Here is a 26,700-nt window from a genome sequence, read left to right on the forward strand (position 1 = left end):
ATTTTGTCAATAAAAAACATCTTTTAAATTGACGTTTTTATTATTACATGAGGATGCTATTTCATTCCAAGATGTAATTTATTAGCTTCATTGGCATTGATTTGTTTCATTTTTGTTTTAAATTCAGACGCGCTAAGCCTTTGACCTTGATCCAGATCAAACCTGCTTATAGATGCAACAGGGTGAGGGGTGCTTTCTTTTTCCCAAGTGACTCGCACAAAGTATTCATCCTGTATTTTTATATAGATAATATGCGCATAGAAATTATTGCCTTTGAAAAATCGCTTATGTTCAATCCAATCTTGAGAGTTTTTGTCAATTGGCCAGCAAAGTGTGTGTATTTGATACTTTTTATAACGATTTTTCCCTTTGAATAGGTTCATTTAAAAAGTTCTTAAGCCCTTGGCTTCTAAAATAAGTATGTCCCTCATCACTATAATGTTTAAAAAATAGCTCGGAAAATCGTTCTATAGGGCTTTTTTCGATAACAAAAAAATATGGCCAAAGGAGAGGTTTAAGAATCAAATAGCGTTTAACATCAGGTCTTTTTAGCAACAAATCATTTTTGTAATATATTTTAAGCGTTGAAAACTGAGAAAGCTGTTGATGGAATAACTTAAGGAATGAGGATTTTTAACGATGGGTTAATTATAACATTCTTATGGGTAATTGGCGTGTACTGTGATTCAGTTATGTTGCACATTCTGTTAAAATTACATCAATGACAATCAACCGTATAGTATTTGATTTTGAGCGCAATCGGGTTATAATGTAATTAACCATACCCGCCACGCCTCTTAACAATGCGGACCAGGGCGGGTTATTTATTTTATGCATTCAAAAATGGTTTTTAATAAACCACCTCTTTCCATACCAGAACAAATACATCACTTACGACAAAAAAGGGCTGTTGCTGGATAATGAGCAAGAAGCTAGTCAGTATTTGACGACCATTGGTTACTATCGTTTGATGATTTATTTTAAGCCTTTTCTCATTAGCTCTGCGACAAGATCTCACCAATTTAAACCCAACACACGATTTTCGGATCTTTTAAATTTGTATGCATTTGATAGGGAGCTGCGCTTATTAGTTATCGATGCCCTAGAGCGAATAGAAGTGTCTTTTCGTACCGCTATATCAAATGCCATGAGTTTGAAGTATGGTGCACATTGGTATCTAAACATGGATTTATTTTCTTCGGCTGAGCAATATCAAATGTTTTTGGAGGAGGTTAAATCACATCTGAAACGTTCACACGAAGACTTTATTAAAACGTATTATGCTAAATATCATTATCCAGAACACCCGCCAAGCTGGATGGTCATGGAATGCATTTCTTTTGGTACAGTGTCCAAGCTCTATGCCAATATTAAAGATCGTACTGTAAGAAAAGAAATTGGTGATACTCTTGGACAATATAGTGAAATCATCAAATCATGGATGCGCTCACTGACTTATACCAGAAATTTATGCGCTCACCATTCTCGTTTATGGAATCGGTTTTTCGTCAATAAACCCAAGGTTTCAGAAATAACAATATCTTTTGAACATAACGAGAGTCCTTTTTATCTACAAGCTTATATTATTCATGCATTATTAAAAAATAGCTCGCCAGGCAATCATTGGCGCAAACAATTGTTTCATCTTATGCACAATCATCCTTCTATACCCTTTTCAAAAATGGGATTTTCTGAGCATTGGGAACAAGATGGCTTGTGGTTGTTGGAATAGATAATCTCAGATAATGCTTGATGGAAACACCTAATACCTTTTGTTATGGGGTTATAGAGCATAACCCCAATTACTCCGTTATTAATTTTTTATGTCTGCACTAGCTACATTGCCAGTTATAATACTTTGCTGCAATTGCGATGCGATATCATTCGGTAACTGCGGCAATAAGATTGTATTGGATTTGTTATGTGAGCCTATTTCTTTTAATGTATCAAAATATTGAGTAATCAATACCAAGTTCATTATATCTGCAGACGATACACCGGGTACGGACTTTTGGAAATCTTCTACGGAATGGCTTAGCCCATCGATAATGGCTTTTCGTTGATTGGCTGTTCCTTCGCCCTGTAACCGCTTGCTTTCTGCTTCTGCCTCAGCCTTTTTGACTATCAATATTTTCTCTGCTTCTCCCTTGGCTTGAGCTGCAACTTGCAATCGTTGTTGTTCGTTAATTTCATTCATTGCATTTTTTACTTTCGTTTCTAACTCTATGTTCGTTACTAATGCTTTGACAATTTCAAATCCAAAATCTTGCATGGTCTCGCTTAAATGGCTTTTAACGGCATTAGCAATGCTGTCTTTTTTTTCAAAAATATCATCCAAGATCATTGTTGGCGTTTCAGAGCGGACTAGATCAAGCACATAGGCTGTAATTTGTTGCGTAGGATCTTCCAATTTATAGAAAGCATCATAAACGCCGTCATCTTTGATGCGATATTGTACGGAAACTTGAATCTGGACAATCACATTATCTTTTGTCTTGGTTTCGACTTTGACATCTAATTGTTGAATTCGTAACGATAACTTACCAGCAATCCAATCAATAAAGGGTATTTTAAAATTAAGTCCTGCATGTGCAATAGAATGATATTTTCCTAGGCGTTCAATAAGTGCGACTTCTTGCTGTTTGACAATAAACAGGCCTGTTAAGACAAAGATTAACAAGAGAACGGCAATACCAATTAATAGTTCAATCATCATTTATATAGCTCCTTATACCCTTATAGTTATAATTTATTGTTTAATTTTAAAAAAAGAAATTCAACAGTAACAGCAGGAATAGAAATGGCCATACATATTCCAACTTTTCTAGCATGGATTCCAAAATGTCTTTTCTTGCTGCATTTGGAACGTAGTAAGAGTGAGATAAATTTAATACAAGCTTTTTATCTTTTTTATCTCTCAAAGTTACTTTAATGGTGTTATTCCCCCAGGTTTCTGCATAGGTAAATTGATAGGGATGTGCGTTATTAGGTTTCATTTCATTAATATTCACCACATCAAAATCACTTATTGGTTTTGGGCTTTCATCTGAAAACCTGAGCTCATAAAAGAACTGTTTGCGTTTTACTTGGATATCCGGTTTTTCGTTAGTGTTATACGATTTTTCAATTTTTGATTTAATTACCTTTTCTTTGAGTGGAAACAATTGAAGAGTGAATGCGCTCATGTATCTTTTTTCAGCGAACGCAATTAATCTGTTTTTTATCTGCTGATTTCTGCGCTCTAATGCTAATCGCTTATTCTGAGGCAAGCCACCTTGAGCCAATAATTGATTGTTGCGCTCGTATTCACTATACAGCTCACCATCAGGTGATTCAAAATCAAGCTCATTGTAAGAGATAGGATGTCCCTTTTGCGAAAATAAAATAGAGCCTGCGGCTAATCCGGTTAAAAATTTAGAATGTTTTACTACAGGCGATATTTGCTGCGGTTTCGTCTTTCCATAGGTATGAGCAACTCTAAATGATTTAGAATACCCTGAATGAGCAGGAAAGGATAAAAAAGCCCCCATGAATAGGGTGAGGGCAAAAATCCTATTTATAACAATTAAATAGTTATGACATCTTAAATAACTCATGTGCGATTCCTTTAGGTAATTTTCCATCAAACCATGTCCAGAGTTCGAATTTATTCGTTCCTTTTTCAAAATGAAGAAAATCTTCTTCAATTTCGTCCTCATCGTTTATTGGTACACCCGCTAACTGCTCCTATAAATTTAAATAATCCATTGTGCTCCCTCCTGATAGGTGAGTAGGCTAGAAAAAATCTAGCCTACTTAACTGGATTACTCTTCTTCTTTTTCTTCTTCGGTTAAGAATAAATCGTCTGAAACGATTTCTATCACATCCCAATTAATACCTATGGTGGCATCATGATTTTCTTTTAGGTGTTGTAGTACGGTACTTGCCTGCTCTTTGCTGAGTAGAGGCCTTACATCCAACACATCTTCTATAGACCAAACGATGCTGATTTCTTGTATTAAACTATTTGTTCCGTCTGTTGATATATTGCTCATCAAAATCTCCAATTCTTTATTAAACAGTTAATTAGTAATTAGTGGTAACTCCCTGCTTATGCAGGGAGTATTTTCGAATACTAATGATAAGAGGAATAATAAAGAGCAGTGCCATCCCAAAGACTTGCATGAGAGAAGGAATTCATGCGTACTCTGCCTTGCTCGTTTGCTCTTTTTCTAAATGGTTCATCAATAAAACAATTAGGTTTGGCTTTTGTTTTTCCGCAAAAAGCATCGTTTCGTTCAGTGATTTTTTCTTGTGCAATTTCTCTGAGTACTACAGTGGAAGTTCCAATTAGATCAATGACCTGATAAAAATCAATGTTAGTTTGCTCGTAACCCCAAGAAGCATAGAGAATGGAACCGATTTGAAGAGGGTGTTTAATCATGATTTATTCCTTATTTTATCTATTATGTTCCTAAGTGAACATCTATAGTATGGCAGATCATAACTAAGTAGTCAATATAAAAGATGTATTTAATCTATCTTTTTTATATATTTTATTTGTTGACAAATTTGGTTCTTGTAAATAAACTAAGTCGTAGTGTCATTAGGACAATAAAAGAAAACGAGGTAATTATGATTCATCTAAATCAAACCAATGCACCACTTGAGCTGGCCTTTTCTTTAAACGATTTATTGAGAGCGTTAATGCTTACATCTTCATCTACCAGAAATCAGGATATTTCTTATTCCTACTGGAATAGGTTGTCCATTAAAGAAGCCATCGGCACTTATCTGGAATTAAATACCCTTGTTCATTACCCCCAGCTGTGTAATGCACTAAGGCGGTTGGAGCGTTTAGATTATCAGGTAGAACTTTCTCTGGGGGATATTCCTGAAATGAATCAACAGGGTATTGAGGCAATGATTTATTCTTTAGAGGCAATAAAAAATAAATTATTGGATGCACGAACTCAAAAAGCCATCCTTGATGCTCAATTTAATAACCTTATTTTCCTGTACGGAAATAATACAACAGTGCCTGTATTGCATGCTTTCAAACCTCATTATTCTTTGCGAAGAGCAACTTTCTATAGTCAGTACACTACACGTGCCAGAAAAATAAATATTTCCGGTGTTCCTTATTTCATGCATCATCATGGCCATCGATTACAAAAACTAAAAAACCTTTATGAATTAAATGAACACCATTTATTAGATCGATATTTTGATGCAATAAGACAGGATACAACAGCAATAACCCCAGTAATGAGAACCTATTTATTGGGAGGATTCATTAATACGTCCGTGTTTGCATTTCGTTCTAAATACGATTACAAACAATCTGGTAAAAAATACTATATTGATTTGGCAACAAACAAAACGTACACGCGATTAAACGATGCAAAAGACTGTGCATTGCAATACTGCAACAATTCATCACTTACTTTATTAGAGGCTTCTTAATGAAAAAATTATTGCGATTCGAAGTGAAACAAAATTTGCGTAGACCCTCAAGGGTTTACGTCAAATCAACGGATGGGAAGAGCATTTATGGTTCTTTTCATATGAATGAGCCGGATTTATTCGATGGTTGGAATAATCTTTCAATTAATCAAACAATTGAATTAAAACAGTTCATGCAAAATCTTAAGGCCATTCACCAGCACTTGCATCCTTCACCAACAAGCACGTTGCTCGATTTGCGTTTTCGACTACCTTATGAATTTATCGAAGTTTTGGAGCAGATTGAAATTATTTGTGACGAGCAAAAAGTGGAGTTAAATATCTTTGAACCTATGGTTAGCAGCATGATACAGCAAATTAAAATTGCAGTAGGGAAGCTTTCAGGTTCCAGCAAAGAACAGGCTTTAACGTTACTGAATCAAGTAAACCTTGCCGAATATAAAAAGCAAGATTTTAGTAATCAAATAAAATCAATTTTTTCAGAATTACAAGCCGTTGTTAATCGTTCTGAGAAATTGCATCACAAAGCAATAACCTTATTTGATAAAGATAAAAGCTATTCTCCTATGGCTATTAAAGGCATGGCTAGCGGAGAAACAACACCCTCAAAATGGCTTGTGGCCTGTGCAGTTGAAGTATTGCTCGATGAAAAAAACGATATTCTTTTTAAAATTCTCACCGAGGATGATGTGTTTATGTTATGGGCTAAACAATTGCTCGATCAAGGGCATAATCCTAAGGAGATCATACATAAAATAGATGCACTCAATAAAAATGAGTTAATTAATAAGATTAAATGTTATAAAAAATAATATGATAAAATGGTAACCATTTGCATAGATAGTTTTTACAAGAGAGGTATTGATAGTGTTCTTAACATTTACTAACGGTTGTATCATTGTTCTGGGGCTTGTGCTTATGTGGTGCATTCTATTTTCTATTTTCAATGAAAAATCATCGCGGCGCTTGGGTATAAAGCTAGGGATCTTGGTGCTGTTTTTGTCTCCATTCATTGCTAAATTGAGCTATGATTTCTATGCAATTGCTTCACGACAATTGTTTCTTATGGGGGCCAATGGTGAAATTCAATTAGCGTACTCCCCATTAAAAGTGCCAAAGACCCAAAATAACCATTATTGTGATCGCTTTACAGACAGCAAAGGTAATTTGTTAAAACGCTCTACAGTAGGTGATAAGCATCTATTTTGTGGTGTTTTTTGGAATATGGGGGAACATGACGTGGTGTTTTTGCCTTACAAACTTTTGGGCAATAATAAAGCCATCTATTGGGCTTCACCAGAACTAAAAATTATCGGTCCAATGCCTCCTGAACTCCTTTTAATAAAAAACAAAGAAAAAAATACCCATTCGATTTCATCAGAAAAACCCAATAGAATTTATGTTGAAGCAGGTAAAACAGCGCATATTATAATAACAAAACAATTTAAGCTTCCATCTGATACAGATCACAAGGAAAAAACAATTTCCCCTGGGGCAGTGTTATCAGGAGTTACGCTAGAACCGTTTGACGTCTCAGAAAAACTGAGCCACGGACGGTTTAAATTATTCATTGGGAATACATCATGTGTCGCCTCGTCAGATACACATATTAAGCCTGATTACGATACAGCAACAGCTATAGCTAACATCATCAGCTTAAATTGTTCTAATGATGAGGAAAATGCGATTCCTATACAAGCAATAGCAACTGTTTCTGGAAAAGCACTATATCCTAAAGAATAAGAGGTGAGTTAAAACACGGCTCACACGTGCCACCAAAAGGAAACTATTATTATGCGCATCAATTTAAAAACACCAATACACTACTTATCGTTTTTATTGTTAGTTTTGTCTTATTTGTCGCTTTCTTTTGAAACCGCTCTAAAGTCAGGGGTATTTTCCTCTTATAGCGATTTATTTACCCCAATAATCCATATTTTTTACTGGCCAAGGTTTGCTTTGCTGCTATCGCCTGCGCTTGTTTTGATTATTCTTTCTTCTGTTAAAATGAAGAATTATGAGTTTATTTTAAAAGGATTTTTCCTTTTTACAGCAGCAGTTATTGTAAGTAATAATATCAGTTTATTTTCATCCCCTAATGTAATTCCCCCTCTAAATCAGCCACAACACTTCATACAGCTTTATTATTATGCTTCATGGTGCAAATCAATAACTTGGATAGTGATTATTACATTAGGCTTAATTTGGACTTTTCAAAAGCAGCCACAACCATTGCGGGCACAAACCTCTTAGGACTCATTATCATTGCTATGGATTGGGGAGATTATTCATGGTCCAATAAATCGTTTACATTGATCAATCAGCATAACACCATTTAGGTATTTTTATGGAGGAGCGTATCATGAATAACAGTACGCCTGTATCAATAAACACAATTTATGAATCAGCAAAATTAATTATCCATTCGAATAACAAAGTGCAAGATTCTTTTTGGAGAGACTATTGCACTCATGTATTAACTTGTTTAATCAATCATCTTCATAAAAAGAGTGAGGTCACTTTAAGTGATTGTTTAGATCAATTGGATATATATGAACCAATGGAATTAATGTTTAAAATTAATGTCTATAATTCTAAAGAAAAAACGGCTATTGAGCGATTTCCAAATCAAGAGCGATTTCTAGCAAGCAAGGCAAACATGGCCGTGTTTATTTTAACATCAACTCTGAAACTTTATTGTGATAAAGGGCAATACAGTCATCTATTTGAGTGAATAGCCAATGATTTTCAGTTTGCTTTAATTTTTCCTTGAATAGTTCCTATAATTAACCTGATATTCGGGTTTTTTTATTAGAAGTTGTGTGGTTTAAATTATGGGTCATAATATTTGTGTCACTCAAAAATAATAATTACTAATTTTGCTGTTTCCGACATTGATAATCTTATAAAATATCAGTCAGTAACCAAACAAGATCAAAACGCATATTTTCAAATCTTAGAACTCAATCTCTATCAATGATGATAGAATTGGATGTCTTGTAGTAGCGCAAAGGTATGCCATGTATCACTTTCTAATAAAGCAGCTGGCTCTCCATCTGCTGTTACAGAAAAATCAGAAATAATCCATTTCTCATCTGCATCATGAGTTAAAATTTTTACGTAATCACCAATTTTAAATGGTGTTGCATCAATTATTTTTTTTATAACGATTTGATTTAATTCTTCTTCATTTGAAGGTAAATAATTTTTGATATGAGCCATGACGATTCTTGGAAGTTTGAATGAAGGAACCTTACAAGAATTTTTGCCAAATGTAAATGTTTGAACAGATCTAGAAATTTAAATTGTTTTTTCTATTTTGAATTTATAGCGAAGATCGAATCATCCAGAAAAGAAAAGTAACCTCGAATATCAAAATAACGACTAAAAGTAAAATGACAAACTGCCGGCATTGCTGACAGAATTATTTGAGTACACCACCTGATATTAGTTTTTTATGCTTGGCTGACTGATGCCGCTCAATGAGATCGATATCATTATATCGATCGGTAATGGCACTTGAGCTATGGCCAGCATCATCGCGTACATGTGCAACAGGACGCCCACGCATATTAATATCATCGGAAATACCTGTATGGCGCAACCAATGTACTGTTGCTGACTCAAAACTATCAGCCTCTATTGAAAAGCCGGTGTTTCTTAAATTTTGTATGGTGTTATCAAAGCAGTCTTGAACCAAGCGACGAATGTGTCTTGAACTAGTCATTGCTCCTTTGCCTTTTTCTTTAGGTAATAGAGGGCTTTGATCATTCATCGAAGGAAGTGGGGTTAACTGCATACTGACACGATATCGCTTGAGTGCTGCAAGCATGTCATCAGGTACGGCAATATCTCGCATTTTGTTACCTTTTCCTACCGTCTTAAACCACCAACATCCTTGGCTATCTTGATAAAAATGTCGCATTTCTGGAGTCCAACGATCACTGGCACATAGCTCAGAGATACGTAAGTACAATAAATAAAGCGCAGAAATAATAAACAATGTCCGTTCATGTCTATCGGGCGCATTATTTGCCATATTTTTAACTGTATCAAGACAAGTTTGCCATTGTTTTTCACTCAAGCGCATCACTTGTGCTTGATGTTGAGTTTTTTGGATATACTTGCTTTTTTGTTTGATCAAAGTAATCGGGTTAATGGATACTTTTTCCTCTAAGGCCAAGTAATTATAAAAACTGCTCAGCACCGTAAAAATTTCACGAATTGCTTTTTGTGATAATTGATAGTTTTGCTTATTGGGCCTCAGTCCATTTTTATGATCAATTTTACTTACAGTGGCTACAAATGGGCGCCACTCATGGTTGGGAATGCGTTCACCGTTATGCATAATGAATCGTGCTACTTTTTTAAACCCAATCCATGATTTTGGTGGGTTGAAACAAAATTGCATGTAATTTTCAATGTCTTGCCGTTTCAAATCCAGTAATGATTTTTTCTCAATTAGCCAAGCCCATTGAATTAATCGTTCTACTTCTCGACGATATGATTCAAATGTGGCATTATTGTTATCATATTGTTTTAAAAAGTCGAGACAAAAAATTAGGTCATATGGCGCAAAAGATGGTGGTATAAATGCTTGCCAATTTTTTTCTTTAAGCTGTTGGCAAGTGTCTATCAATGGTTGTGGTATAGGAATACTTGCCATGGTCACACTCTAATTTTAAAATAAATTAATAGATCATTTGGTCTTATGCATACTACCATCAATATTATCTTCACTGAATTCTGCTTCAAGTTCTGCAATGCTTGGCAGGTTTGATTTTAAGTTTTCAGGAATTGCCTTTGTAAGTTGATATTCAGAAACGCCTATTGGTTTTTCTATGCCTTTTAGAGCATACTCAGCAATGACTTTGCTTCTTGATTTGCAAAGCAATAAACCTATGCTAGGGTTATCGTGTTCCGTTTTAAGATACTGATCAACCAAGTTGAGATAAAAATTTAATTGTCCAGCATGTTCTGGTTTGAAGCGAACTGCCTTCCATTCTATAACAATAAATGCCCTAAGTTTTAAATGATAAAAGAGCATATCTAGGAAATAAGTTTCGCCATCAATTTCCATCGGATATTGACTACCAACAAATGAGAACCCCTTGCCCAGCTCTAATAAAAACTTGGTAATATGTGCAATGGAAGCATGCTCAATTTCGCGCTCAAGTGCATCATCATGAAGACCTAAAAAATCAAAATTATATGGACTTTTAAGTACTTCTTGCGCAAGTGATGATTGTGCCGCTGGTAATCGGTGTATAAAATTAGATGCTTTACTGGAGGGTAAAGCTTGAGATTGATATAAATTTTGATTAATATTTTTTTCAAGTGTTGAGCGTGACCAACCATTTTCAATGGTTTGACTTACATACCAATCACGCATGATAGCATCATTAACTCTTTGTATTAAAACAACAATATGTCCCCAAGGTAAATCCCGCACAGCTTGTGCGCGAATTTCATTTAAATCAGGATATTCCTCGGCAAGACGTTTCATTCGTCGGATGTTTGCTACTGAATAACCCCGGGTTTCAGGAAATAAATTCTGTAGATCTCGAGATAATGTTTCAATAAAGCCCGTTCCCCAAGATTTTTGCTTCTGTTTCTCAATTATTTGTTTGCCAATGTACCAATAGTGGTTGATAACTTCTTGATTTACGGCCAGTGCTGCACGGAATTGTGAGGATTTTATTTGAGTTTTAAGCGCACTTAAAAATGACTTATAATCATGATCGAGATGAAAAGTTATTTCTTTTGACATACTTGGTTCCTTTGTTGGGTTGACTAATCGATTTCAATTCAATTTGTCTTCCAAGCACAAAATTTTTGCTCACTGTCCTGTCGTGAGCGAAAATTATACGACTACGATAACTTAATTTCAAAAACTTTCTGCAACGGGCGTTGCAAAAAGTTTAATTGCCAAATTAGATATCAATAATACTTAATTTTCAAATAATTGCAAGCAGTCCAATAGTATAAACTATTGGTGTTATTAATTGAATCTGCGTGCGAAATCAGATTGTCCAACCCAAAATTTTAAGTTTTGCATCCCTCTATATTTTCGTCAAAAGAATGTAAGCAACCAGATATTAATATAATCACATTATGGCTTGTTTATTAATGCCAACATCCCATAAATTAATTCTTGAATTACTCCCCAAGTCTCAATTAACTTTGAAGCGGATAATTATTTACACAAATGAATACCTTGTCCTACCACATGGGCATAAAATCAGTAACATTTTTTCTTCCGCCTCTTTGCACATCATGGGTGTTAATGTATTTTGCATCCTAAGGTATAATGGATGAATTTTATTAAGGGCGAACAACATATGTCTGAAGATTTATTCGTTGCCGCATGGAAAAAAGGAATTAAAATAGTAGGCGTTGAATTTTTTAATATACAAGCATCATCCATTGATGCGGCGCAGAAAAAATGGCAGTTAGAACCTAACTATACTTTTATACAGAACGCTATGGGTGGGTATAGCCATGGAAAACAAGTTTTATTAGCGATGATGTACTCATTTTTTGATCCAGAAGACGGCCAAAAACTTCTTGAAAAAACCCAAACGCCCAATTTTGTACAAGCCCTATCAATTTTGAATCAGGAATCAAAGAAAATTATTTCTGAATTATGGCTACACCACACTGGGTGGTGAATATAGTCGAATAATTAATAACCGCAATTCATTTGATACAAAGTATCAATTAATATAAAATGATACTTTGTATCAAATACGCCTATAAATAAAAATGCTCCTTAAAAATAAAAAATCCTATAACCATTTATTAATTCAATTAAAGCAAAAAGAAAACATTACTGCTGAAAAACTTGCCGAACTAGCCAATGTAAGTGTTGCAACACTCAATTCATGGCTTGCAAATCCAAATACAAAAAAATGGAGGCGATTAGATAAGGAGCGCTATTACTATATAAAAGCTAAGTTATATTTCAGTTCACAAAATAGCTTTGATAAAAAAGATAATATCAGAACTTTTCTACATCATATTGAGATGGTTTTAAACATAGCCCATAAGAGCGCCGTTACAGGCAAATCAATTCCAAAGGAAGAGTTGAAATTTATAAAACAGGCTAAAGAAATGAACCAATTAATAGTAAGCTCAATATTCGATTTAATACCCCCTGATGAGGAAGAAAAAAATCTTATTAAATCTCTTATGGAAGAACATGATTCAGAACACATTTCTGCAGAAGAAGAGTTTTATCTTGAATTCCTTGCTTCCATTAATAAAAAAGAAGTATTGCAATTACATTACCAAGAAAAACAATCTCCTTTTATAATCGCCAAAACATTAAAATTTCCCACGCGATTGATAGAACGGCTCATCCGTGAAGATGAAGAAGAAAATATTAAAACCTTAGAGCTAAAAAGAACCCAAACAATTTCTTAATTTGAAAATGATGCCTGTATTTGATTATTTTACCAACCTTAAGTTGGAAGGTCCAAAAATAATTCCATATAAATCATCAAAAAAATAATCTTTTCGGGGGATTTTTATTCGATTAATAGTGATAATAGCTTTAAACATGCGCTCATCATAAGGCTTAAGGGGGCTGGATGATGAATTATAACCAAATTTTTCTGCCACACCTCTATAGACATGGGATCTTTTCTCATGAGCCCAAGATAGCATTTAGTGCTGTAGTAAGAAATAATGAAGCCTATAAATAGGTAGAAATAATATATGGCTTCTTTATTTCCTACATCACGAATTAATAATGGTGCGCACAGGCTCAGATTAATAATTGATAGAACCGCAAAAACAGGATTGAAGATACAATGTTCCACTGCTTTAAGAAACGCTTCAAATCGGCTAATGGGTGTAAGGCAAAATAAATTTTCTTTAGTAGCTACAATGTCAGTGTATCTTGGATAATATTCAGCAGGAATAACCAATAGCTTTCCATTTTTTTTAATTCAAGATTGAACGTATGCATAATCGTTTTATATGGGGCTAGGGTCCATGGTATGAAAAAGTACGCTAGACGATTAATATTTTAATCTTATTCAGTATAATTTAGCAGCTGTTGAAACTTTTTGGCTTCTTCTAAAACGATATCCAAATTCGGCAAACCAACGGCTTTTTCAAATGCATCACACAAAGGGATAAGGTTATTTATTTGTTCCATTGTCAAATTATAATTTGACAAATTGTCACTAAGACAGGCATGGAATAATTCTTTCAATGTTGTCTCTGTTGGATGTGAATCAAAAATTTTTATTAAAGCTTCTCTCTGTATAGTAGATAATGGTTTTATGCCTATTAAAAAAGAAACTAAAATAAGAAAATCACTTTTCATTAATGTCACTCTTTGGGCCCCTTCCCTGGCATCGTTTTTAACGGAGCTGATCTATTTTCAGATAAGAATAAAATTGTAAGATTTGATTCACAGCCTGTATCAATGATAAATTTTGCCTTATTTAAGATAGAATCATTTTTTAACCTGGAAACCCCTCCGTATAACGGATAAACCTTATTGCCCAAATTTTTTTTCATAAAGTGACTATCTATTTTAGTCATTATTGCTTCCTTTTAAAGACTCAAATATTTAATGCGTTTCATTCACAGTCAGCCTTATTCCCTCTGCTTCTTGCAAAACATGAATAATTGAAAATAATGACTGCGCCGTAGGATTTCCCTTGGAACTAAACATTCTTTGTAAACTTTTACTATTTTTATGAACCCTTTCTGCTAAGGGCTCAAATAAAATAGAAGCATTAATATAATCCTTTAATAAAGATTTTGCGACATCAAGCTCATCTGCTAATAAAGAATTAACGGCCTCGATTAATAGAGCCTTTCTAAACTCTGAGTCTTTTTGTGCTCTGTCTCGGATGGTACTTTTAAATTCTCTTGTTAAAGCCATAATACTACCCTCGTCTTTTTGCTAACTTATACTCTTGCCAATAATTTTTAGCGATTTTAATATCCTTATCCTGTTGCTTTTTTGATCCACCGCCAACTAAAATCACTAGTTCCTCGCCATCTTGCCCAAAGTAGATACGATATCCAGGGCCAAAATCAATCTTATATTCAAAAACACCATCTCCCAGAGATTTGACATTAGAATAATTTCCTAACTCCATACGATATAGCGCCGTAGATACCTTTGCTGCAGCAATAGCATTTAATTTATCAAACCATTTAGCAAATGGATCAATGCCTTCTTTAGTTATATAAGATGCAACTTTTATTTTCATACTTAAATAGTAACCTATATGTTACTTATTATCAAGTTTAGAAGACCTTTCACATAGCTCCTTCAAACTTTCTCTTAAAGAATCTAAAATAAAGGTTCCTTGCTGAAGCTCGCCTTTTCTATAAAGAGCTTCGATCTGATATGTCCGATCTATTAACCCAAATAATTCACATTTGTTGGCCAAAACTTTTACATCCATTTGTACTGAAGAATTCATATCATGATCTCTGTAAGTTAGGTTGGTATTTTTATCAAAAAACATTGCTGGTACAAGTTAATGAGCTATGAATTACACGTACTGCATTTCCCAAGTGGGGTGGTATAGAGATGATCTTTTCTGACCTTCCAGACGTATTTTTAAATGAGCGCCTCTGAAGCCCGTAATTATCCCTGGCGCATTACTCTTAGCCAATTTCCTTTTGAATTTCATCGTCCTCGACTCTATTTGAAATGAGTTCTTTTAATGAAACACCAATCGACTGTTCCACTTCACATACATTTCTATTGAGCGGCTGAATTTGATCAGGTAATGGCTCAATCAAAAGCCAATGCTCATCCAATAGTGAAAAATTTATTTTTTCTTCGTTCATTTTTTATCCTTCAACTTGATTAAGCCAATAAATTACTAACCCGTATTAACTGATTAATCCTAAATCATCCAACGAATGCGATTCATTTTCTCCAAGCCATTTACTTACACCACCTTTATAGAAAAAATCTAAAAAAGGAGTAACCATATCATTATACCAATTCGAGCTCTTGGCCTCTCGTGGTTGCTCAGTTCCTATAGTAATTTGCAAATGAAAGATTGTTGGAGGCAAACTACTCTGACAGCGGGTATAAACTAAGCGAGTAAAATCCTCTTTCATAGTTGAATCACTGTAAATAGCATCAGCGATAGGACAAATAGGTTCTGCATTTAATTGTTTTTTGAAATAATTTGGGTCCAACTTTAAATTACACTCCCCTAAAAACATGTTACATATCCCTCCAAATAATCGATTTTGCAGTAATCACCATTATAAACAATAACAAAGAACCGAAACAGAATGTTGAGTACGGTGCAAAGCGATCATTGATTGCCCTTTCCTTTGATTCTACTAACACTACCCACGTTCTCAAAAAAATCCTCGCACTATGAACTTATCAAAAATGAATCAATGCCAAAGAGGTCTTGAAATGTATATTATAAGATCTCTTCAATGTTTTCACGGTCTATCGAAGTTCAAGTAAATCCACTATAGCACAAGAGGTCTTTAAATGTTATAATTTTAATTATTTAAAGATCTCTTTATTCATTTATGGCACGCGAAGGAAAAGCACGGGTTTTAAACGAGCAAGAATTTAAAAGACTCTTAATTATTGCTAAAGACTCCTCTTTTGCATTACGAAACGTTGCCTTAATTTATTGTTCTTTTGGTTTAGGTCTGCGAGTTAAAGAAATTTCCGCTTTAACCTTTAAAGATGTCATTGATTATGAGTTCAATATCTTAGAGGAAGTGAATTTAAAACGAGCCATGACCAAAGGAGAAAAACAGCGTCATATTTACCTGACAAATAAAAAAGTGGTCGCTGCATTAAATGAATACATTCAATCCATTCATTCAAAAGAGCAAGAACTCTTTAATTTCAAAGCCCCTCTATTCAAGACACAAAGAGGGAGTCGTTTTCAACCGGATGTATTACAAAAATGGTTTCGCAAATTATACGATAAAGCAGGTTTAGTCGGTGCCAGTTCACATTCAGGACGTCGCACTTTTATAACACGGCTTATAGAACAAGGTGCAGATATTAAAGCGGTGGCGCGACTTGCGGGTCATGCTCATATTGCCACTACATCAGAATATGTAGAAGATAACCCCGATCGCCTTAAACGCATTTCAAGTCTGGCTATTTTTTAATGTATTTATTTAATTCATTTTGGTTGATTCACCTTCACCTTCCGCAAGCACCCTATCACTACATACGATTCGAAAAAGAATCACGTTATTATGAGCTAAGAGTATCACAAGATTTGTTGGGCGATTGGACACTCTCTTTAAGTAATGGCCGTATCAACAGCAAACTTGGCACCACCCGTGTTCAAGCCTTTAGTTATTTTGATGATGCATTAGCGGCGTTTTATCAAGCCATTAAATTACGCCTGCAGAGAAAATATCATGCCACTCAATACCTCATTGATCACTGCCTTTTTTCGCTGGTATTTTCTTTGATGATGACCAAATACGGCAAACCAAAGAAACCGCCGAAAACAAATAAGAAAACAATCACTGAAAATTCAAAAACAAAACAATCAGAGCAATTAATTGGCGATTCTTTGCAAGCAAGCTTCTTTTCTTGAGAAAAATATTTAATCTAAATTAATAAAATAAATTCAATATGATATTTAAAAATCATACAATCAAATTTAAGGCGTTTTTATCGCCTTTTTTATTTATAATGCAAATCCATAGGCGATAGTTAAATATCGCCTGGTAATTAATATATAACAGCTTTATTTTTTAATGCCTTAAGATTTTCTAAAAAATGAACTGTAATCCCCTGTCTATTGTGATCAGCGGCTGGATGATGCCCTTAATGCTCTGGATCATGCGTGGCAACGAACTACTTCCAGAATTCATTCTGGAGAAAATCAAGCATTCCATATCAAAAAATAAAGAAGGAGAGCTTGAGTGGAGCTTAAGTTATGATCGCGTTGAAAAACTTGACGACAGTTTCTTCAGAACTCTTCCTCAGGTTAAGCTCCCTGACACTATGATGTTCATGGGGGACTTCGCTGATATGTGGTGTGTTTTTACCCATATGAAAACTAAGTACAAGAAAAAAAAGCCCTTTAAATCAGCCTTAAATGCATGCATCCTGGGAGATGCTTTCGGCATCAAGCCTAAAAAAATGGCTGAAATGTCTGATATGAGTTTTAACCTTTTACGGGGCTACTCACGAAGATTATATTCGTATGGATACTATGGGCCTGGCTAATGACAAGGCTGGAAACCTTGTGTATTCATTGCCTATTTTCAAGATATGGGACTTAATAGACAACAAAACATTGGGAGATGGCGATGGCCAAAAATTACCAACCAGCGAAAGCACGATTCAGTCGCGGTATTCAAAAAAATATCTTGGGAAAGCCCCTGGTATTTCTATATATACATTAATCGCTAATTTTATTGCAGTAAACGCTAAAAATATCGGATTAAATGAATATGAAGGACATTCGCTTTATGATCTAATCTATGGAAATAAAATAGACATTAATATTGGGGTTCTAAACGCTAACCGTCGAAATTTCCGGACTAAATCCAACCACTTTTTTCTTTTTTACTCCATGCAAGAAAACTTTGTTTATTATTGCATCAAGATCAATGATTTTATCACCAGAAAAAATGAAGTGCCCCTGAAAATGGATGTGTTGCCAAGCTACAGGTGAAATTTTCCTTAACAGCGCCAATGCCTTGTGATCCCCATCAGCTTCATATTTGAGTTTGAGCTTGGATAGGATTGCCGAATTATAATGAATAATCGCATTGGCAATAAGCCTGGCACATTGGTTGCTGATCTCAATTTCACGATCTCCCCTGCCTGATAATTGCTTTTTACCATAGGCAGTTGCAATAGCCATACGCAATTGATGATAGGATTCTACCCGATTTTGAGAACGATGTATGTCTCGTTGCAATTTTCTGTCTTGCAAATATTTCAGGGTATAGATGCTACGGATCAATTTATCGTATTCAAATAGTGCCTTTCTGGTCTTGTTTGAGGCGCTGTACGTGCATAATTTTTTAATCAAAATGCTTTGAGTGATTTCTTTACAGCCTAACGCTTTGATAATAGGTTCGATATTAGGCCATTCATCCTCAATGAGTTGGCGATCAATTTTGTCTATGGGCTTGATTAACCAATCTGCGTATTGTGATAAATCATCACCACAGTAAAGATGCTTGAGTTGGGCTTGCAAATTGGTAAATCTAGGGCACAGTTTACCACCAAACCAGTCCATCACAGCAAAGTTAGCTTTATTAATAAGATGCATGTCGCCTGTAATGGCCTCAGGCATGATACTGCTGGTGTTGTTATACCAAATGTCAAAAGCGAAATAACTTTCATGCTCATGAGCACCAATCAACTCAGTTTGAAGTGGGATATGGTTGACCAGCAGCGTATAAGCCACAACACCCTTGCCTTTTTTAAAGTATTTTTTGGAACGTCTTGCTTTAAGTGTTGGTCTTGCCACTTCAAATTTTTGCCCATCCACCCCGCCATAAAGAATTGCTATATCCAACGAGTAATCAGGAAAAATAGGCATTTGTGCAATATCATCCCCGATCATATCGTTGGCTTTTTTTAATGTTTGCAATCGCACTCGGGATTGATAAACATCCAACAAACTGGCATAAGGAATATCTGAAATTTCTGCCATATTAAGATTGCCGTTATTCAGCGCTTGCGCGATAATCACAGCATTCAGGGTGTTTTCATCAGCAAGCAACTTAATATAGCGAGGTTGTATGAGAGTAAAAGCAGATGAATAGCGACTCCGTTCATTAACAAATCGAAGTACATCCGTAATATCACATAAAGGCAATTGCTCATAAAAACGGTGTTGAGCGTCTTCATCATATTTGTCATCATTCGATTTTTTTAAATGAAGCGTTTTGGTTTGTTCATCATAGTACAGATGTTTGAGCTTACCTTGGGTAAAATCAGAATTGAATTTCAACCATTCTGATCGCAATTCAGCACAACGCTCGTCCAGTAAGCTCTTAATAGGCTTTCTCAATGCTGGAATATCTAAGGGTTCCACTAGTGCCCCTTTTTCCTTGGCTGAATTAAGCTCTTGCTGAAGCGAACGGTTTTGGATGCTATCTGCCAAATAGAATTCACCTGCTTTAAGCCGTTTCTTAAGTTGGCGATAAATCCAAAATTCATAGCGATCGGCATGGAATTTTTTCTCACCCTTAGCATTCGTATCAAATAAATATTTTTCTAACCGTTTTGGTCTGGTTTTCTCAGGACATGCTGTGACTGGATATTGGTTTATCGTTTTGTTGGCACCAAATAGCTCCTTAAGCCAGGCAATGGCTGCAAGCCAAGGACTGTCAGCTACAGTACTTGAAAAATCAATAGCCATCATTAATGGTCGTAACTGCAGCTGACATCGATGAAATAAAGTATCAACCAGTTTCCATTGAAAATCGATGGGCTTTAATTCTTCTTCATTTTCTTCAGGTATTTTATTGCGTAATTCTGCTTCAGGAATGATTGTTTCAAATGCTTTTTTGCGTACATCGCCAAAACTAAGATTATCATTTAACTCTTGGTTAATAAATAATCGTGCAAATCGACGCATAACAAAAGAATCAATTTGTTTACTTACGGCATAGTCTGTATAAGCATCTTTAGTTTTTTCTTTAAGATCTGCTTCAAATTGTCTGAGGTTCAAGCAAAAAGCGTCTATTAAATTATCATTCAATTGAAGGCATCGCAAAGAGAGATAACACAGAAGATAAAGGTAGGTCTGCTCAGATTTTAATTTCTTCCGTAATTCATAAACATCATAATAATCAACAAGACTTGCGTAATAGTGAATGTTTTGCTGAGAAAGATTGAGTGTAGGTAAGAGCGATTTAGCTAACTGATACAGGGGTTTTATCGAGAGAAGTTTTTCACGCTCAGCACTTATCATGCGTGCTTTAAAATCTTTTGTATCTTGCTTGAGATCCGCTAATCCAGAAAGCGTTTCTGATTCTTTTTCCAGCAACAATTTTTGCAAAGCTGATTTATCATCTATCGTCAGGGATTCTCGAATAATTAATCCTAGCCGGTTGCGTTCAGCATTTAAGACTTTGCTCACAATCACTTGCAAGGTGGTATATCCAGGACGCACGATTTTCTTTTTCTGCATAAAGGCCAATAATTCGATGACAATAAATTGTGGGCTAACATCACGACGCAGAATCTGTTGTGCCTGGGCAGTCAATAAGGGTTCAAACTCTTTTGACCAAGACTGATAACCAAAATGCGCTGTAATCACGGTGCATTGTGCATAATATTGGTGTTTGCTAATAGTGGTTGGATGAAACTGTTGTTCTGGGAAATACTCTTCCATAATGAAATCAATGTCTTCCTGCACCTCGTCCCACTTAAATGGAAAGAACCGATGTTTCGCCTTGAAGTAACCTATTTGTATGGCGCAATGGATTTGGGCTGATAAATCATCACGGCTGCGCATCAAGACTTGTTCTTCAGGGGTGAGATTGAGATAGTTCGAGCGCTGAACATCATCAAAATCAGGGATTTCATACAAGGCAGCTTGCTCTGCCTCAGATAAAATGGTTAATCTTTCATTGCTTGCACGCATGATAAAAAATCTTAATTAAAAAAGAGACAAGATGTTACTAAGAAACTCTCCCTAAAGAATACCTTTATCGGAAAGTTTGCTAAAATTAAATCATGAATTGCATTATAAATAAACATGTTGCTTGGGTGTCTGGAAATGACTCCAATAACTCTTTTAGGGAAAGTATATAAAAATGAATCATGAAACCGCCTAAAAAAGTAAAAAATAGTGAACGGAGGGTACGTGAATACCTTACTCCGGCTGAGGTAGATAAGCTTATTGTGTCTGCAAAGCAATTAGGGCGGCATGGCTTACGTGACTCTACAATGATTTTAATTGCCTATCGACATGGCCTACGAGTATCTGAATTGATCTCATTACGCTGGTCTCAAATAGATTTAAAACAAGGTCTACTTCATGTGATTCGCAAAAAAAATGGAATCCCAGCCAGTCACCCTCTTTTTGGCCCAGAGATTCGGGCTTTGCGTCAATTAAAACGCGATTATCCAGAAACAGATTATGTTTTTATGACGGAGCGTAAAGCACCCATTACTGCAGATACTTTCAGAAAAATTATCGCAAGAGCAGGAGAAAAAGCGGAACTTGGCTTGGCGACACACCCTCATATGCTTCGCCACTCAACAGGCTTCAAATTAGCTAATGACGGTCGAGATACTCGCAGTATTCAACATTATTTGGGTCATAAAAATATTCAACATACCGTAAGGTACACAGAAATTGCTCCCGTAAAATTTAAAGAATTTTGGGATGATTAATTATTGCAGGAAATTTCGACGGTTAGCGTTTAGAACCCCTTCTTCGGTAACTTTTTTAATTGCATCATCAAATGAATACAATGTCTTTTTTCCAAATCCATATTTAATGTTATTCATATTTCTTCCTAATTGTTTTGATAATTAACTACTTACTTCGTAATCGTTTTGCCCACCAAAGGAGAGCTAGAGTAATCAGGGCATTGATAACAATTGACCAAGTATTTAAAGTGGGAGTCAGAATTATAAATTTAAGATCTAAAGGAACTAAAAATGCAAAAAAGACATGTGCCAGCGTATGAAAAAATTCAAATCCCGCAAAAAATAGAACGATATCCCTAAACATAGGATTTCTCCTTTCAATTAGTCCTTTTATTTGTTAATTATAGGGTACTTTCATGTACTAATAGAAAAATAGACGTTGATTATCGATTTTTTTAAAATACGTTTTTTTCTTAAGTAGGTGACAGAGGCCAATAAACGACATCCCTTTGTTTGGATGTTAGTGTCAATATTGCTAATGTAAGATCAGCTCCTTATGAAATACTAAAGCAAGCTTATCATCAACGTTCATTCTTTATAATAGTACAACTTCTTAAAATAAATCTCTTGAGAGCAATTTTTGCGTCAGGGCGCAATGTGATGGACTCATCCTCTTTTAATCGGCCATAGCTTAGGCCAAGATAACTGATTTAACGATTTAAGAGAGAATCCAATGAATAATATTAGCCTTGTAGGTATTGATTTAGCAAAAAATATATTCCAATTGCATGGGATAGATAAGCAAAGAAAAACGATCATAAAGAAAAAAATTAATAGAGCTAATTTGATGGATATTATAAGAAACATAAATCCTTGCAAAATTGCAATGGAAGCTTGTGCAGGATCAAATTATTGGGGAAGAATCTTTAGAAGTATGGGGCATGAAGTAATGTTGATTAGCCCGCAGCATGTTAAACCTTTTGTTCGAGGAAATAAAAATGACGCGAATGATGCTCAAGGTATAGTAACCGCAGCGATGCAGGATGGTATGCCATCGGTTCCTATTAAATCACTAGAGCAACAAGACATCCAACTAATTCATAGAAGAAGAGAAGAGCTTGTAAGAAGAAGGACGGCCTTAACGAATCAAGCGCGAGGTTTTTTGACAGAATACGGTATTGTCATGAGGCAAGGAATGACTTTCTTTACTAAAGAAATCCCAGAAATTTTGGAGAATGCTGGTAATGAATTAACACAAATAGCTAGAGAAGAAATTTATGAAATTTACCAAGAAGTATTACATCTAATTAGGCTAATTTCTCAATATGATAAAAAATTAGAAAATATATGTCTTAGAAATGAAAACTGTAAACGCCTTATGAAATTAAAGGGTATTGGACCCTTAACGGCTTCTTTATTAGTAGTAAAAATAGGCGATGCTAAAAACTTTAAAAATGGGCGCCATTTCGCAGCTTTTGTGGGCCTTGTGCCTAAAGAACATTCAAGCGGAGGAAAACAATGTTTAATGGGAATAAGTAAACGAGGTGATATTACTTTAAGAAATCTTTTAATCAATGGCGGACGTTCAGTGGCAAAGATTTCCGATAAAAAAATAACTCCTTTAAACTCTTGGGTAAATAGAATAAAACAAGATAGAGGGTTTAATAAAGCATGCGTTGCGATCGCTAATAAAAATGCGCGGCATGCCTGGGCAATAATGTATTATGGTGAAGAATATAAATATCAATTAGCAAGTTAGTTTTATATATTTTGTTTGTAATTAAAGAAAAGTGATTATCTAAGTTTTGCAAAATGCGATGATGAAAGTAAGGTAAAATCTACTCTGTTTATACCTGAGGAACTTGCTGAGCTATTATGTTCGACGGCGCGATAAAGGAGACAGAGGACGAATCACATCAAGGTATGAGTTAATTTAATACTCTAAAATATTACCGGATATACAAATGCAAACCTCACTACATTAGAACATATTGCAATCCCGGATGAGTCCATATACAAGTTCCGGAGCAGTAGGCCATATTGGAATACGATGAGAATGACAGAAATTATTACCCAACTTAAAAACAACGGCGAAGTTATAAGCGATAATACACTAACTCATATATCACTTTTACCACATAAGCATTTGATTACGATGGGTACTTATTTTACCGATGCAGCTATTGATCAATCGGAAATAGAGGATGTGAGAGAATTTACGGTTTTAGAGCAAATTTAGATGTCAAACCGTAAATTCTGACACGGATGGGGTCGCTACCCCAATATCCATCAAATTAGCTCTATTAATTTTTTTCTTTATGATCGTTTTTCTTTGCTTATCTATCCCATGCAATTGGAATATATTTTTTGCTAAATCAATACCTACAAGGCTAATATTATTCATTGGATTCTCTCTTAAATCGTTAAATCAGTTATCTTGGCCTAAGCTATGGCCGATTAAAAGAGGATGAGTCCATCACATTGCGCCCTGATGCAAAAATATAAAATATTAGATTGGAAAGTCCCCTATGACATCATTATATTTATCTTGTGCATCAGCTAAGCTTAATTTTGAATAAATTTCCAGAGAGTCTCTTTTCGCATGTCCGGAGTAAGGTTGAATAAAAGCATCATCAATATTTTTTTTCTTAAGCCAAGTAAACAAAAAATGCCTTAATTTATGAGATGAGATAGAGCGTTCAATACCGGCAAGCTTAGCATATCTCATCAGAATTTTTCTAATTCCTCGATCAGTATAGTGGCGACGAAATCCTGACTCAAATAAAAAAAGTCTATTTTCATTTTTATATTGTTTTATATGAAGTGCTAAAGTTTCTTTAAATGCTGGTGAAAAGGTACAACTCTATCTTTTTTACCTTTGCCTTGATTAATTTTTATTCGGCAATTAGTTAAATCAACATCAGCTAACTGTATATTAATTAACTCTTGACGGGACATAGAGAAAAATTGAGGGTGGAATTTAAATTGAATTAAAAATAAACAGGAAACGGTCCTTTTCGTCAGGGTCCCGGCCGAACCTCAATAAAACCCTCTAAACTTTATAAAGACTAATATCCTCTTTTAGATGTTTAACAATATCATCTAAATGATGAATAAATGTCATCATCTCTTCTATGCCACTAGAAAAAGTTGCGGTAGCACGATTAATTTCATTCATACTCTCAACGATTTGCTCAATTCCAACTGCTTCTTGCCTAACAGACACCTCAATGTGTTGGCTTGAAATCGATGCTTCACTAATCATTTTACTTAGCGCATGAATAACGTCGCCTGCTTTCTCAATGAGCTTAATTCCTGAATCAAGAGTGTTAGCTCCTTCCTCGGTAACGATGACCGCTTTTTCAGTGCTACACCGTATGTCCTCAAGAATTTTTTGCACCTGCACTGTGGACTGTTCTGATTGCTCTGCAAGGTTTCTTACTTCAGTTGCCACTGCGGCAAAACCTTTTCCAGATTCTCCTGCTTTTGATGCTTCAATTGATGCATTCAATGCTAACATCTTGGATTGTTGGGCAAGCGTATTTACTACTAAAGTAATTTCACCGATTTGTTGCATATGGTTACTTAAATCAAGAATAGTTTGCGCAATAAGCTTCATCTTTTCTTCTGCAGCCCTAATACCCAGAATGCTTTGTTCTACAGATTGAGCACCTCGCTTTCCCTGTTCATAGGTATTTTGAGCTACTTCTCGTAAAACCTGAGCTTTAGCCATAGTTTTTTTGGAACTATTGTCTATTTCTTCTAATGAAGCACTGATTTGATTAATCGCAGATGCTTGGGAACTAATTTCTTTTGCTTGTTTATTAGCAGAAGTGAGTACCGTTCCCACCATTGTAACGATATCACTGCTCGCTTGTGTAATTTTTTTTGTTATCGATGAAAGCCTATCCGTCATGGAATTTAAATCTCGACCCAAATCTTGTAATATTCCTTCATTTTCTATTTCAAGACGATGGCGAAGATCACCGGAAGCAACTTTACTGCTATGTAGACTAAATTTTTTCGAAGAATTAATCAGTGTTTCCAATAACGCTCGAGTCTCCTCCTCTTGGTTACGAAGCATTTCTTCATTCTTTTTTATTGCATCTTGCATGATTTTTAGGGATAAAAGCAGCTTGCCTAATTTATCTGACGATAGGATTTCAATTGTTACGTTTCGCTCTCCTGCAGCAATTCGCTCAGCAGTATTTATTGCATTATCCAGTGGAATGGATAATGCTCGCTGAGTCATATAAGGGACAATCACTGTTAAAACAATTGCTAAAATCAACAGCCACAAAGCGGATTCTTTTAAAGAAATTAAATTCTTATCTATTTCATTTATATGGGATTCAATTTCTTTGGATAAGTCTCTAAATAGCCCCCCTTCTCTTTTACCCGTTATCTCCGAATAAGGACCAACAATGAGATCTATCATTGATTTTTGAATGGCTCGTGTTTTGTTCCTGCTATTCTCTACATTATCTGGATTATTAGGATCTCTTGGAGCATTTATTATTGATAGTTGAGCTTGATGCAACGATTTATAAAGCTGTTGAAGCTTTTTCCATTTATGTTGTATTTCTTGATTATCTAACACTTGGATTACTTGATCACCCTGGACTCTAACTTGATGAATTTCATTCCATATATGGTCAAAATAAGTCTTATCTTTTGGGTCTCCTGTCATTGCCCAATGCTCCAAAATGTCTTGAGCTTGATAAATTTGGGAATCAAGAATGGGCGGCAAATTCTCATTTTGAATTTTATGACTCAGGTGGATTATATAGTTTACTTTGGGCACTAAAAGGATAATCAATATTAATAAAGGTAATCCAAGAGTCATAAATCCAATAAACAATCGGGTACCCAATGGAATCACAAAACGTCGTGGGATTACATCAGTGTTCATTACCACCTCC

Annotated in this window: 35 protein-coding genes and 2 pseudogenes; 15 read left to right on the forward strand and 22 right to left on the reverse strand. The window is 35.2% G+C overall.

Features of this window, described 5'->3' with window-relative positions; translation table 11 throughout:
- Positions 1-56: 56 nt before the first annotated feature.
- Complete coding sequence (locus DY223_RS19580; RefSeq protein ID WP_235810575.1) at positions 57-383, reverse strand: hypothetical protein; 327 nt, start codon at positions 381-383, stop codon at positions 57-59.
- A gap of 527 nt (positions 384-910) precedes the next feature.
- Here DY223_RS19580 and DY223_RS17500 point away from each other — a divergent pair.
- Entirely contained in the window at positions 911-1,732 is an 822-nt protein-coding gene (locus DY223_RS17500) for an Abi family protein (RefSeq protein WP_235810576.1), read from the forward strand.
- A gap of 81 nt (positions 1,733-1,813) precedes the next feature.
- On the opposite strand, the gene DY223_RS17505 is transcribed toward DY223_RS17500, so the two are convergent.
- The 4 genes from DY223_RS17505 to DY223_RS17520 all read right to left on the reverse strand — a co-directional run bounded on the left by DY223_RS17505 (position 1,814) and on the right by DY223_RS17520 (position 4,423).
- Positions 1,814-2,716, reverse strand: coding sequence for an SPFH domain-containing protein (locus DY223_RS17505; protein ID WP_115684392.1), 903 nt, complete (start codon positions 2,714-2,716; stop codon positions 1,814-1,816).
- 46 nt (positions 2,717-2,762) lie between these two features.
- Positions 2,763-3,596: a hypothetical protein gene (locus DY223_RS17510; RefSeq protein ID WP_235810577.1), complete on the reverse strand. Its 834-nt coding sequence runs from the start codon at positions 3,594-3,596 to the stop codon at positions 2,763-2,765.
- 207 nt (positions 3,597-3,803) lie between these two features.
- The gene (locus tag DY223_RS17515; protein ID WP_011212514.1) at positions 3,804-4,034 is read right to left on the reverse strand and encodes a hypothetical protein; all 231 of its coding nucleotides are present in this window, start codon (positions 4,032-4,034) and stop codon (positions 3,804-3,806) included.
- A gap of 80 nt (positions 4,035-4,114) precedes the next feature.
- Positions 4,115-4,423 carry a hypothetical protein gene (locus tag DY223_RS17520; RefSeq protein ID WP_011212515.1) on the reverse strand — a complete coding sequence of 103 codons (309 nt, stop codon included), beginning with the start codon at positions 4,421-4,423 and terminating at the stop codon, positions 4,115-4,117.
- Positions 4,424-4,614: 191 nt separating this feature from the next.
- Between DY223_RS17520 and DY223_RS17525 the strand changes: the two genes are divergently transcribed.
- From DY223_RS17525 to DY223_RS17545, 5 genes are all read left to right on the forward strand, one after another.
- The gene (locus DY223_RS17525; protein ID WP_058460635.1) at positions 4,615-5,445 is read left to right on the forward strand and encodes a hypothetical protein; all 831 of its coding nucleotides are present in this window, start codon (positions 4,615-4,617) and stop codon (positions 5,443-5,445) included.
- Positions 5,445-6,257: a hypothetical protein gene (locus tag DY223_RS17530; RefSeq protein WP_058460636.1), complete on the forward strand. Its 813-nt coding sequence runs from the start codon at positions 5,445-5,447 to the stop codon at positions 6,255-6,257. Before DY223_RS17525 ends, DY223_RS17530 begins: the two co-directional genes overlap by 1 nt.
- Positions 6,258-6,363: 106 nt before the next feature.
- Positions 6,364-7,188, forward strand: coding sequence for a hypothetical protein (locus tag DY223_RS17535; RefSeq protein ID WP_235810578.1), 825 nt, complete (start codon positions 6,364-6,366; stop codon positions 7,186-7,188).
- A gap of 51 nt (positions 7,189-7,239) precedes the next feature.
- A complete protein-coding gene (locus tag DY223_RS17540) occupies positions 7,240-7,698 on the forward strand; it encodes a hypothetical protein (protein WP_058460637.1) in 459 nt (152 codons plus the stop codon).
- Between the two features lie 109 nt (positions 7,699-7,807).
- Positions 7,808-8,179 (forward strand): hypothetical protein, encoded by a 372-nt coding sequence (locus DY223_RS17545; RefSeq protein ID WP_058460638.1) that lies wholly within the window; start codon positions 7,808-7,810, stop codon positions 8,177-8,179.
- Between the two features lie 239 nt (positions 8,180-8,418).
- On the opposite strand, the gene DY223_RS17550 is transcribed toward DY223_RS17545, so the two are convergent.
- The 3 genes from DY223_RS17550 to DY223_RS17560 all read right to left on the reverse strand — a co-directional run bounded on the left by DY223_RS17550 (position 8,419) and on the right by DY223_RS17560 (position 11,215).
- Entirely contained in the window at positions 8,419-8,667 is a 249-nt protein-coding gene (locus tag DY223_RS17550) for a hypothetical protein (protein WP_058460639.1), read from the reverse strand.
- 202 nt (positions 8,668-8,869) lie between these two features.
- Positions 8,870-10,111 (reverse strand): tyrosine-type recombinase/integrase, encoded by a 1,242-nt coding sequence (locus DY223_RS17555; RefSeq protein ID WP_058460640.1) that lies wholly within the window; start codon positions 10,109-10,111, stop codon positions 8,870-8,872.
- Between the two features lie 33 nt (positions 10,112-10,144).
- Complete coding sequence (locus tag DY223_RS17560) at positions 10,145-11,215, reverse strand: PDDEXK nuclease domain-containing protein (RefSeq protein WP_058460641.1); 1,071 nt, start codon at positions 11,213-11,215, stop codon at positions 10,145-10,147.
- A 544-nt stretch (positions 11,216-11,759) separates the two neighbouring features.
- Here DY223_RS17560 and DY223_RS17565 point away from each other — a divergent pair.
- Together DY223_RS17565 and DY223_RS17570 are read left to right on the forward strand one after the other, a co-directional pair.
- A complete protein-coding gene (locus DY223_RS17565) occupies positions 11,760-12,116 on the forward strand; it encodes a hypothetical protein (RefSeq protein ID WP_058460642.1) in 357 nt (118 codons plus the stop codon).
- Between the two features lie 94 nt (positions 12,117-12,210).
- Positions 12,211-12,870 carry a hypothetical protein gene (locus DY223_RS17570; protein WP_058460643.1) on the forward strand — a complete coding sequence of 220 codons (660 nt, stop codon included), beginning with the start codon at positions 12,211-12,213 and terminating at the stop codon, positions 12,868-12,870.
- A gap of 104 nt (positions 12,871-12,974) precedes the next feature.
- Here DY223_RS17570 and DY223_RS17575 read toward each other — a convergent pair whose 3' ends face one another.
- From DY223_RS17575 to DY223_RS17610, 8 genes are all read right to left on the reverse strand, one after another.
- The gene (locus DY223_RS17575) at positions 12,975-13,376 is read right to left on the reverse strand and encodes a hypothetical protein (RefSeq protein ID WP_058460644.1); all 402 of its coding nucleotides are present in this window, start codon (positions 13,374-13,376) and stop codon (positions 12,975-12,977) included.
- Between the two features lie 107 nt (positions 13,377-13,483).
- Positions 13,484-13,789: a hypothetical protein gene (locus tag DY223_RS17580; protein WP_160116294.1), complete on the reverse strand. Its 306-nt coding sequence runs from the start codon at positions 13,787-13,789 to the stop codon at positions 13,484-13,486.
- Complete coding sequence (locus DY223_RS17585) at positions 13,786-14,001, reverse strand: hypothetical protein (RefSeq protein ID WP_058460646.1); 216 nt, start codon at positions 13,999-14,001, stop codon at positions 13,786-13,788. Before DY223_RS17585 ends, DY223_RS17580 begins: the two co-directional genes overlap by 4 nt.
- A 28-nt stretch (positions 14,002-14,029) precedes the next feature.
- Positions 14,030-14,347, reverse strand: coding sequence for a hypothetical protein (locus DY223_RS17590; protein WP_058460647.1), 318 nt, complete (start codon positions 14,345-14,347; stop codon positions 14,030-14,032).
- 4 nt (positions 14,348-14,351) lie between these two features.
- The gene (locus DY223_RS17595) at positions 14,352-14,681 is read right to left on the reverse strand and encodes a type II toxin-antitoxin system RelE/ParE family toxin (RefSeq protein WP_058460648.1); all 330 of its coding nucleotides are present in this window, start codon (positions 14,679-14,681) and stop codon (positions 14,352-14,354) included.
- A 21-nt stretch (positions 14,682-14,702) separates the two neighbouring features.
- Positions 14,703-14,942 (reverse strand): hypothetical protein, encoded by a 240-nt coding sequence (locus DY223_RS17600; RefSeq protein WP_064115134.1) that lies wholly within the window; start codon positions 14,940-14,942, stop codon positions 14,703-14,705.
- A gap of 142 nt (positions 14,943-15,084) precedes the next feature.
- The gene (locus tag DY223_RS17605) at positions 15,085-15,270 is read right to left on the reverse strand and encodes a hypothetical protein (protein ID WP_058460650.1); all 186 of its coding nucleotides are present in this window, start codon (positions 15,268-15,270) and stop codon (positions 15,085-15,087) included.
- 45 nt (positions 15,271-15,315) lie between these two features.
- On the reverse strand, positions 15,316-15,657 hold the full coding sequence (locus DY223_RS17610; protein WP_058460651.1) for a hypothetical protein: 342 nt from the start codon (positions 15,655-15,657) through the stop codon (positions 15,316-15,318).
- 324 nt (positions 15,658-15,981) lie between these two features.
- Here DY223_RS17610 and DY223_RS17615 point away from each other — a divergent pair, with 324 nt between their 5' ends.
- The 4 genes and pseudogenes from DY223_RS17615 to DY223_RS19875 form a co-directional block, all read left to right on the forward strand.
- The gene (locus tag DY223_RS17615; RefSeq protein WP_058460652.1) at positions 15,982-16,581 is read left to right on the forward strand and encodes a tyrosine-type recombinase/integrase; all 600 of its coding nucleotides are present in this window, start codon (positions 15,982-15,984) and stop codon (positions 16,579-16,581) included.
- Positions 16,581-17,021 (forward strand): WGR domain-containing protein, encoded by a 441-nt coding sequence (locus DY223_RS17620; RefSeq protein WP_058460653.1) that lies wholly within the window; start codon positions 16,581-16,583, stop codon positions 17,019-17,021. The genes DY223_RS17615 and DY223_RS17620 overlap by 1 nt, the downstream gene beginning before the upstream one ends.
- Before the next feature lie 236 nt (positions 17,022-17,257).
- Entirely contained in the window at positions 17,258-17,659 is a 402-nt protein-coding gene (locus DY223_RS17625) for a Tn3 family transposase (RefSeq protein ID WP_058460654.1), read from the forward strand.
- Positions 17,646-17,885 (forward strand): annotated as a pseudogene (locus tag DY223_RS19875) (Tn3 family transposase); the annotation flags it as partial. The gene DY223_RS17625 and the pseudogene DY223_RS19875, both read left to right, overlap by 14 nt.
- 63 nt (positions 17,886-17,948) lie before the next feature.
- Here DY223_RS19875 and DY223_RS17635 read toward each other — a convergent pair.
- Positions 17,949-21,044 carry a Tn3 family transposase gene (locus DY223_RS17635; RefSeq protein WP_082642487.1) on the reverse strand — a complete coding sequence of 1,032 codons (3,096 nt, stop codon included), beginning with the start codon at positions 21,042-21,044 and terminating at the stop codon, positions 17,949-17,951.
- A gap of 179 nt (positions 21,045-21,223) precedes the next feature.
- Between DY223_RS17635 and DY223_RS17640 the strand changes: the two genes are divergently transcribed.
- Positions 21,224-21,799 (forward strand): tyrosine-type recombinase/integrase, encoded by a 576-nt coding sequence (locus tag DY223_RS17640; RefSeq protein ID WP_058460655.1) that lies wholly within the window; start codon positions 21,224-21,226, stop codon positions 21,797-21,799.
- Positions 21,800-21,838: 39 nt separating this feature from the next.
- Here the strand turns inward: DY223_RS17640 and DY223_RS19725 are convergent.
- Both DY223_RS19725 and DY223_RS17650 read right to left on the reverse strand, forming a co-directional pair.
- Positions 21,839-21,916, reverse strand: a pseudogene (locus DY223_RS19725) (DUF302 domain-containing protein); the annotation flags it as partial.
- 28 nt (positions 21,917-21,944) lie between these two features.
- Positions 21,945-22,142, reverse strand: a complete 198-nt coding sequence (locus DY223_RS17650; protein WP_058460656.1) for a hypothetical protein — start codon at positions 22,140-22,142, stop codon at positions 21,945-21,947.
- Positions 22,143-22,511: 369 nt separating this feature from the next.
- Between DY223_RS17650 and DY223_RS17655 the strand changes: the two genes are divergently transcribed.
- Both DY223_RS17655 and DY223_RS17660 read left to right on the forward strand, forming a co-directional pair.
- Complete coding sequence (locus DY223_RS17655; RefSeq protein WP_058460659.1) at positions 22,512-23,537, forward strand: IS110 family RNA-guided transposase; 1,026 nt, start codon at positions 22,512-22,514, stop codon at positions 23,535-23,537.
- A 291-nt stretch (positions 23,538-23,828) separates the two neighbouring features.
- Complete coding sequence (locus DY223_RS17660; protein ID WP_115684393.1) at positions 23,829-24,017, forward strand: hypothetical protein; 189 nt, start codon at positions 23,829-23,831, stop codon at positions 24,015-24,017.
- 3 nt (positions 24,018-24,020) lie between these two features.
- On the opposite strand, the gene DY223_RS19165 is transcribed toward DY223_RS17660, so the two are convergent.
- The 3 genes from DY223_RS19165 to DY223_RS17670 all read right to left on the reverse strand — a co-directional run bounded on the left by DY223_RS19165 (position 24,021) and on the right by DY223_RS17670 (position 26,690).
- Positions 24,021-24,182, reverse strand: a complete 162-nt coding sequence (locus DY223_RS19165) for a hypothetical protein (protein ID WP_154669249.1) — start codon at positions 24,180-24,182, stop codon at positions 24,021-24,023.
- A gap of 105 nt (positions 24,183-24,287) precedes the next feature.
- Positions 24,288-24,596, reverse strand: a complete 309-nt coding sequence (locus tag DY223_RS17665; protein WP_202972305.1) for a tyrosine-type recombinase/integrase — start codon at positions 24,594-24,596, stop codon at positions 24,288-24,290.
- Positions 24,597-24,830: 234 nt separating this feature from the next.
- Positions 24,831-26,690 (reverse strand): methyl-accepting chemotaxis protein, encoded by a 1,860-nt coding sequence (locus DY223_RS17670; protein WP_064115114.1) that lies wholly within the window; start codon positions 26,688-26,690, stop codon positions 24,831-24,833.
- Between the last annotated feature and the right edge of the window lie 10 nt (positions 26,691-26,700).

It is taken from the genome of Legionella bozemanae, assembly GCF_900450575.1.
In the GTDB taxonomy this organism is placed as follows: domain Bacteria; phylum Pseudomonadota; class Gammaproteobacteria; order Legionellales; family Legionellaceae; genus Legionella; species Legionella bozemanae.

What these genes read in the sequence shown, in the direction of transcription:
- DY223_RS17560 (WP_058460641.1), bottom strand. Translation starts at nt 11,215, where the DNA reads ATGTCAAAAGAAATAACTTTTCATCTCGATCATGATTATAAGTCATTT.
- DY223_RS17525 (WP_058460635.1), top strand. Translation starts at nt 4,615, where the DNA reads ATGATTCATCTAAATCAAACCAATGCACCACTTGAGCTGGCCTTTTCT.
- DY223_RS19165 (WP_154669249.1), bottom strand. Translation starts at nt 24,182, where the DNA reads ATGAATAATATTAGCCTTGTAGGTATTGATTTAGCAAAAAATATATTC.
- DY223_RS17600 (WP_064115134.1), bottom strand. Translation starts at nt 14,942, where the DNA reads ATGTTTTTTGATAAAAATACCAACCTAACTTACAGAGATCATGATATG.
- DY223_RS17650 (WP_058460656.1), bottom strand. Translation starts at nt 22,142, where the DNA reads ATGTTTAGGGATATCGTTCTATTTTTTGCGGGATTTGAATTTTTTCAT.
- DY223_RS17535 (WP_235810578.1), top strand. Translation starts at nt 6,364, where the DNA reads ATGTGGTGCATTCTATTTTCTATTTTCAATGAAAAATCATCGCGGCGC.
- DY223_RS17550 (WP_058460639.1), bottom strand. Translation starts at nt 8,667, where the DNA reads ATGGCTCATATCAAAAATTATTTACCTTCAAATGAAGAAGAATTAAAT.
- DY223_RS17595 (WP_058460648.1), bottom strand. Translation starts at nt 14,681, where the DNA reads ATGAAAATAAAAGTTGCATCTTATATAACTAAAGAAGGCATTGATCCA.
- DY223_RS17555 (WP_058460640.1), bottom strand. Translation starts at nt 10,111, where the DNA reads ATGGCAAGTATTCCTATACCACAACCATTGATAGACACTTGCCAACAG.
- DY223_RS17655 (WP_058460659.1), top strand. Translation starts at nt 22,512, where the DNA reads ATGAATAATATTAGCCTTGTAGGTATTGATTTAGCAAAAAATATATTC.
- DY223_RS17565 (WP_058460642.1), top strand. Translation starts at nt 11,760, where the DNA reads ATGAATTTTATTAAGGGCGAACAACATATGTCTGAAGATTTATTCGTT.
- DY223_RS17520 (WP_011212515.1), bottom strand. Translation starts at nt 4,423, where the DNA reads ATGATTAAACACCCTCTTCAAATCGGTTCCATTCTCTATGCTTCTTGG.
- DY223_RS17505 (WP_115684392.1), bottom strand. Translation starts at nt 2,716, where the DNA reads ATGATGATTGAACTATTAATTGGTATTGCCGTTCTCTTGTTAATCTTT.
- DY223_RS17605 (WP_058460650.1), bottom strand. Translation starts at nt 15,270, where the DNA reads ATGAACGAAGAAAAAATAAATTTTTCACTATTGGATGAGCATTGGCTT.
- DY223_RS17610 (WP_058460651.1), bottom strand. Translation starts at nt 15,657, where the DNA reads ATGTTTTTAGGGGAGTGTAATTTAAAGTTGGACCCAAATTATTTCAAA.
- DY223_RS17585 (WP_058460646.1), bottom strand. Translation starts at nt 14,001, where the DNA reads ATGACTAAAATAGATAGTCACTTTATGAAAAAAAATTTGGGCAATAAG.
- DY223_RS17670 (WP_064115114.1), bottom strand. Translation starts at nt 26,690, where the DNA reads ATGAACACTGATGTAATCCCACGACGTTTTGTGATTCCATTGGGTACC.
- DY223_RS17615 (WP_058460652.1), top strand. Translation starts at nt 15,982, where the DNA reads ATGGCACGCGAAGGAAAAGCACGGGTTTTAAACGAGCAAGAATTTAAA.
- DY223_RS19580 (WP_235810575.1), bottom strand. Translation starts at nt 383, where the DNA reads ATGAACCTATTCAAAGGGAAAAATCGTTATAAAAAGTATCAAATACAC.
- DY223_RS17510 (WP_235810577.1), bottom strand. Translation starts at nt 3,596, where the DNA reads ATGAGTTATTTAAGATGTCATAACTATTTAATTGTTATAAATAGGATT.
- DY223_RS17590 (WP_058460647.1), bottom strand. Translation starts at nt 14,347, where the DNA reads ATGGCTTTAACAAGAGAATTTAAAAGTACCATCCGAGACAGAGCACAA.
- DY223_RS17540 (WP_058460637.1), top strand. Translation starts at nt 7,240, where the DNA reads ATGCGCATCAATTTAAAAACACCAATACACTACTTATCGTTTTTATTG.
- DY223_RS17625 (WP_058460654.1), top strand. Translation starts at nt 17,258, where the DNA reads ATGCTCTGGATCATGCGTGGCAACGAACTACTTCCAGAATTCATTCTG.
- DY223_RS17640 (WP_058460655.1), top strand. Translation starts at nt 21,224, where the DNA reads ATGAAACCGCCTAAAAAAGTAAAAAATAGTGAACGGAGGGTACGTGAA.
- DY223_RS17545 (WP_058460638.1), top strand. Translation starts at nt 7,808, where the DNA reads ATGAATAACAGTACGCCTGTATCAATAAACACAATTTATGAATCAGCA.
- DY223_RS17635 (WP_082642487.1), bottom strand. Translation starts at nt 21,044, where the DNA reads ATGCGTGCAAGCAATGAAAGATTAACCATTTTATCTGAGGCAGAGCAA.
- DY223_RS17515 (WP_011212514.1), bottom strand. Translation starts at nt 4,034, where the DNA reads ATGAGCAATATATCAACAGACGGAACAAATAGTTTAATACAAGAAATC.
- DY223_RS17530 (WP_058460636.1), top strand. Translation starts at nt 5,445, where the DNA reads ATGAAAAAATTATTGCGATTCGAAGTGAAACAAAATTTGCGTAGACCC.
- DY223_RS17620 (WP_058460653.1), top strand. Translation starts at nt 16,581, where the DNA reads ATGTATTTATTTAATTCATTTTGGTTGATTCACCTTCACCTTCCGCAA.
- DY223_RS17570 (WP_058460643.1), top strand. Translation starts at nt 12,211, where the DNA reads ATGCTCCTTAAAAATAAAAAATCCTATAACCATTTATTAATTCAATTA.
- DY223_RS17660 (WP_115684393.1), top strand. Translation starts at nt 23,829, where the DNA reads ATGAGAATGACAGAAATTATTACCCAACTTAAAAACAACGGCGAAGTT.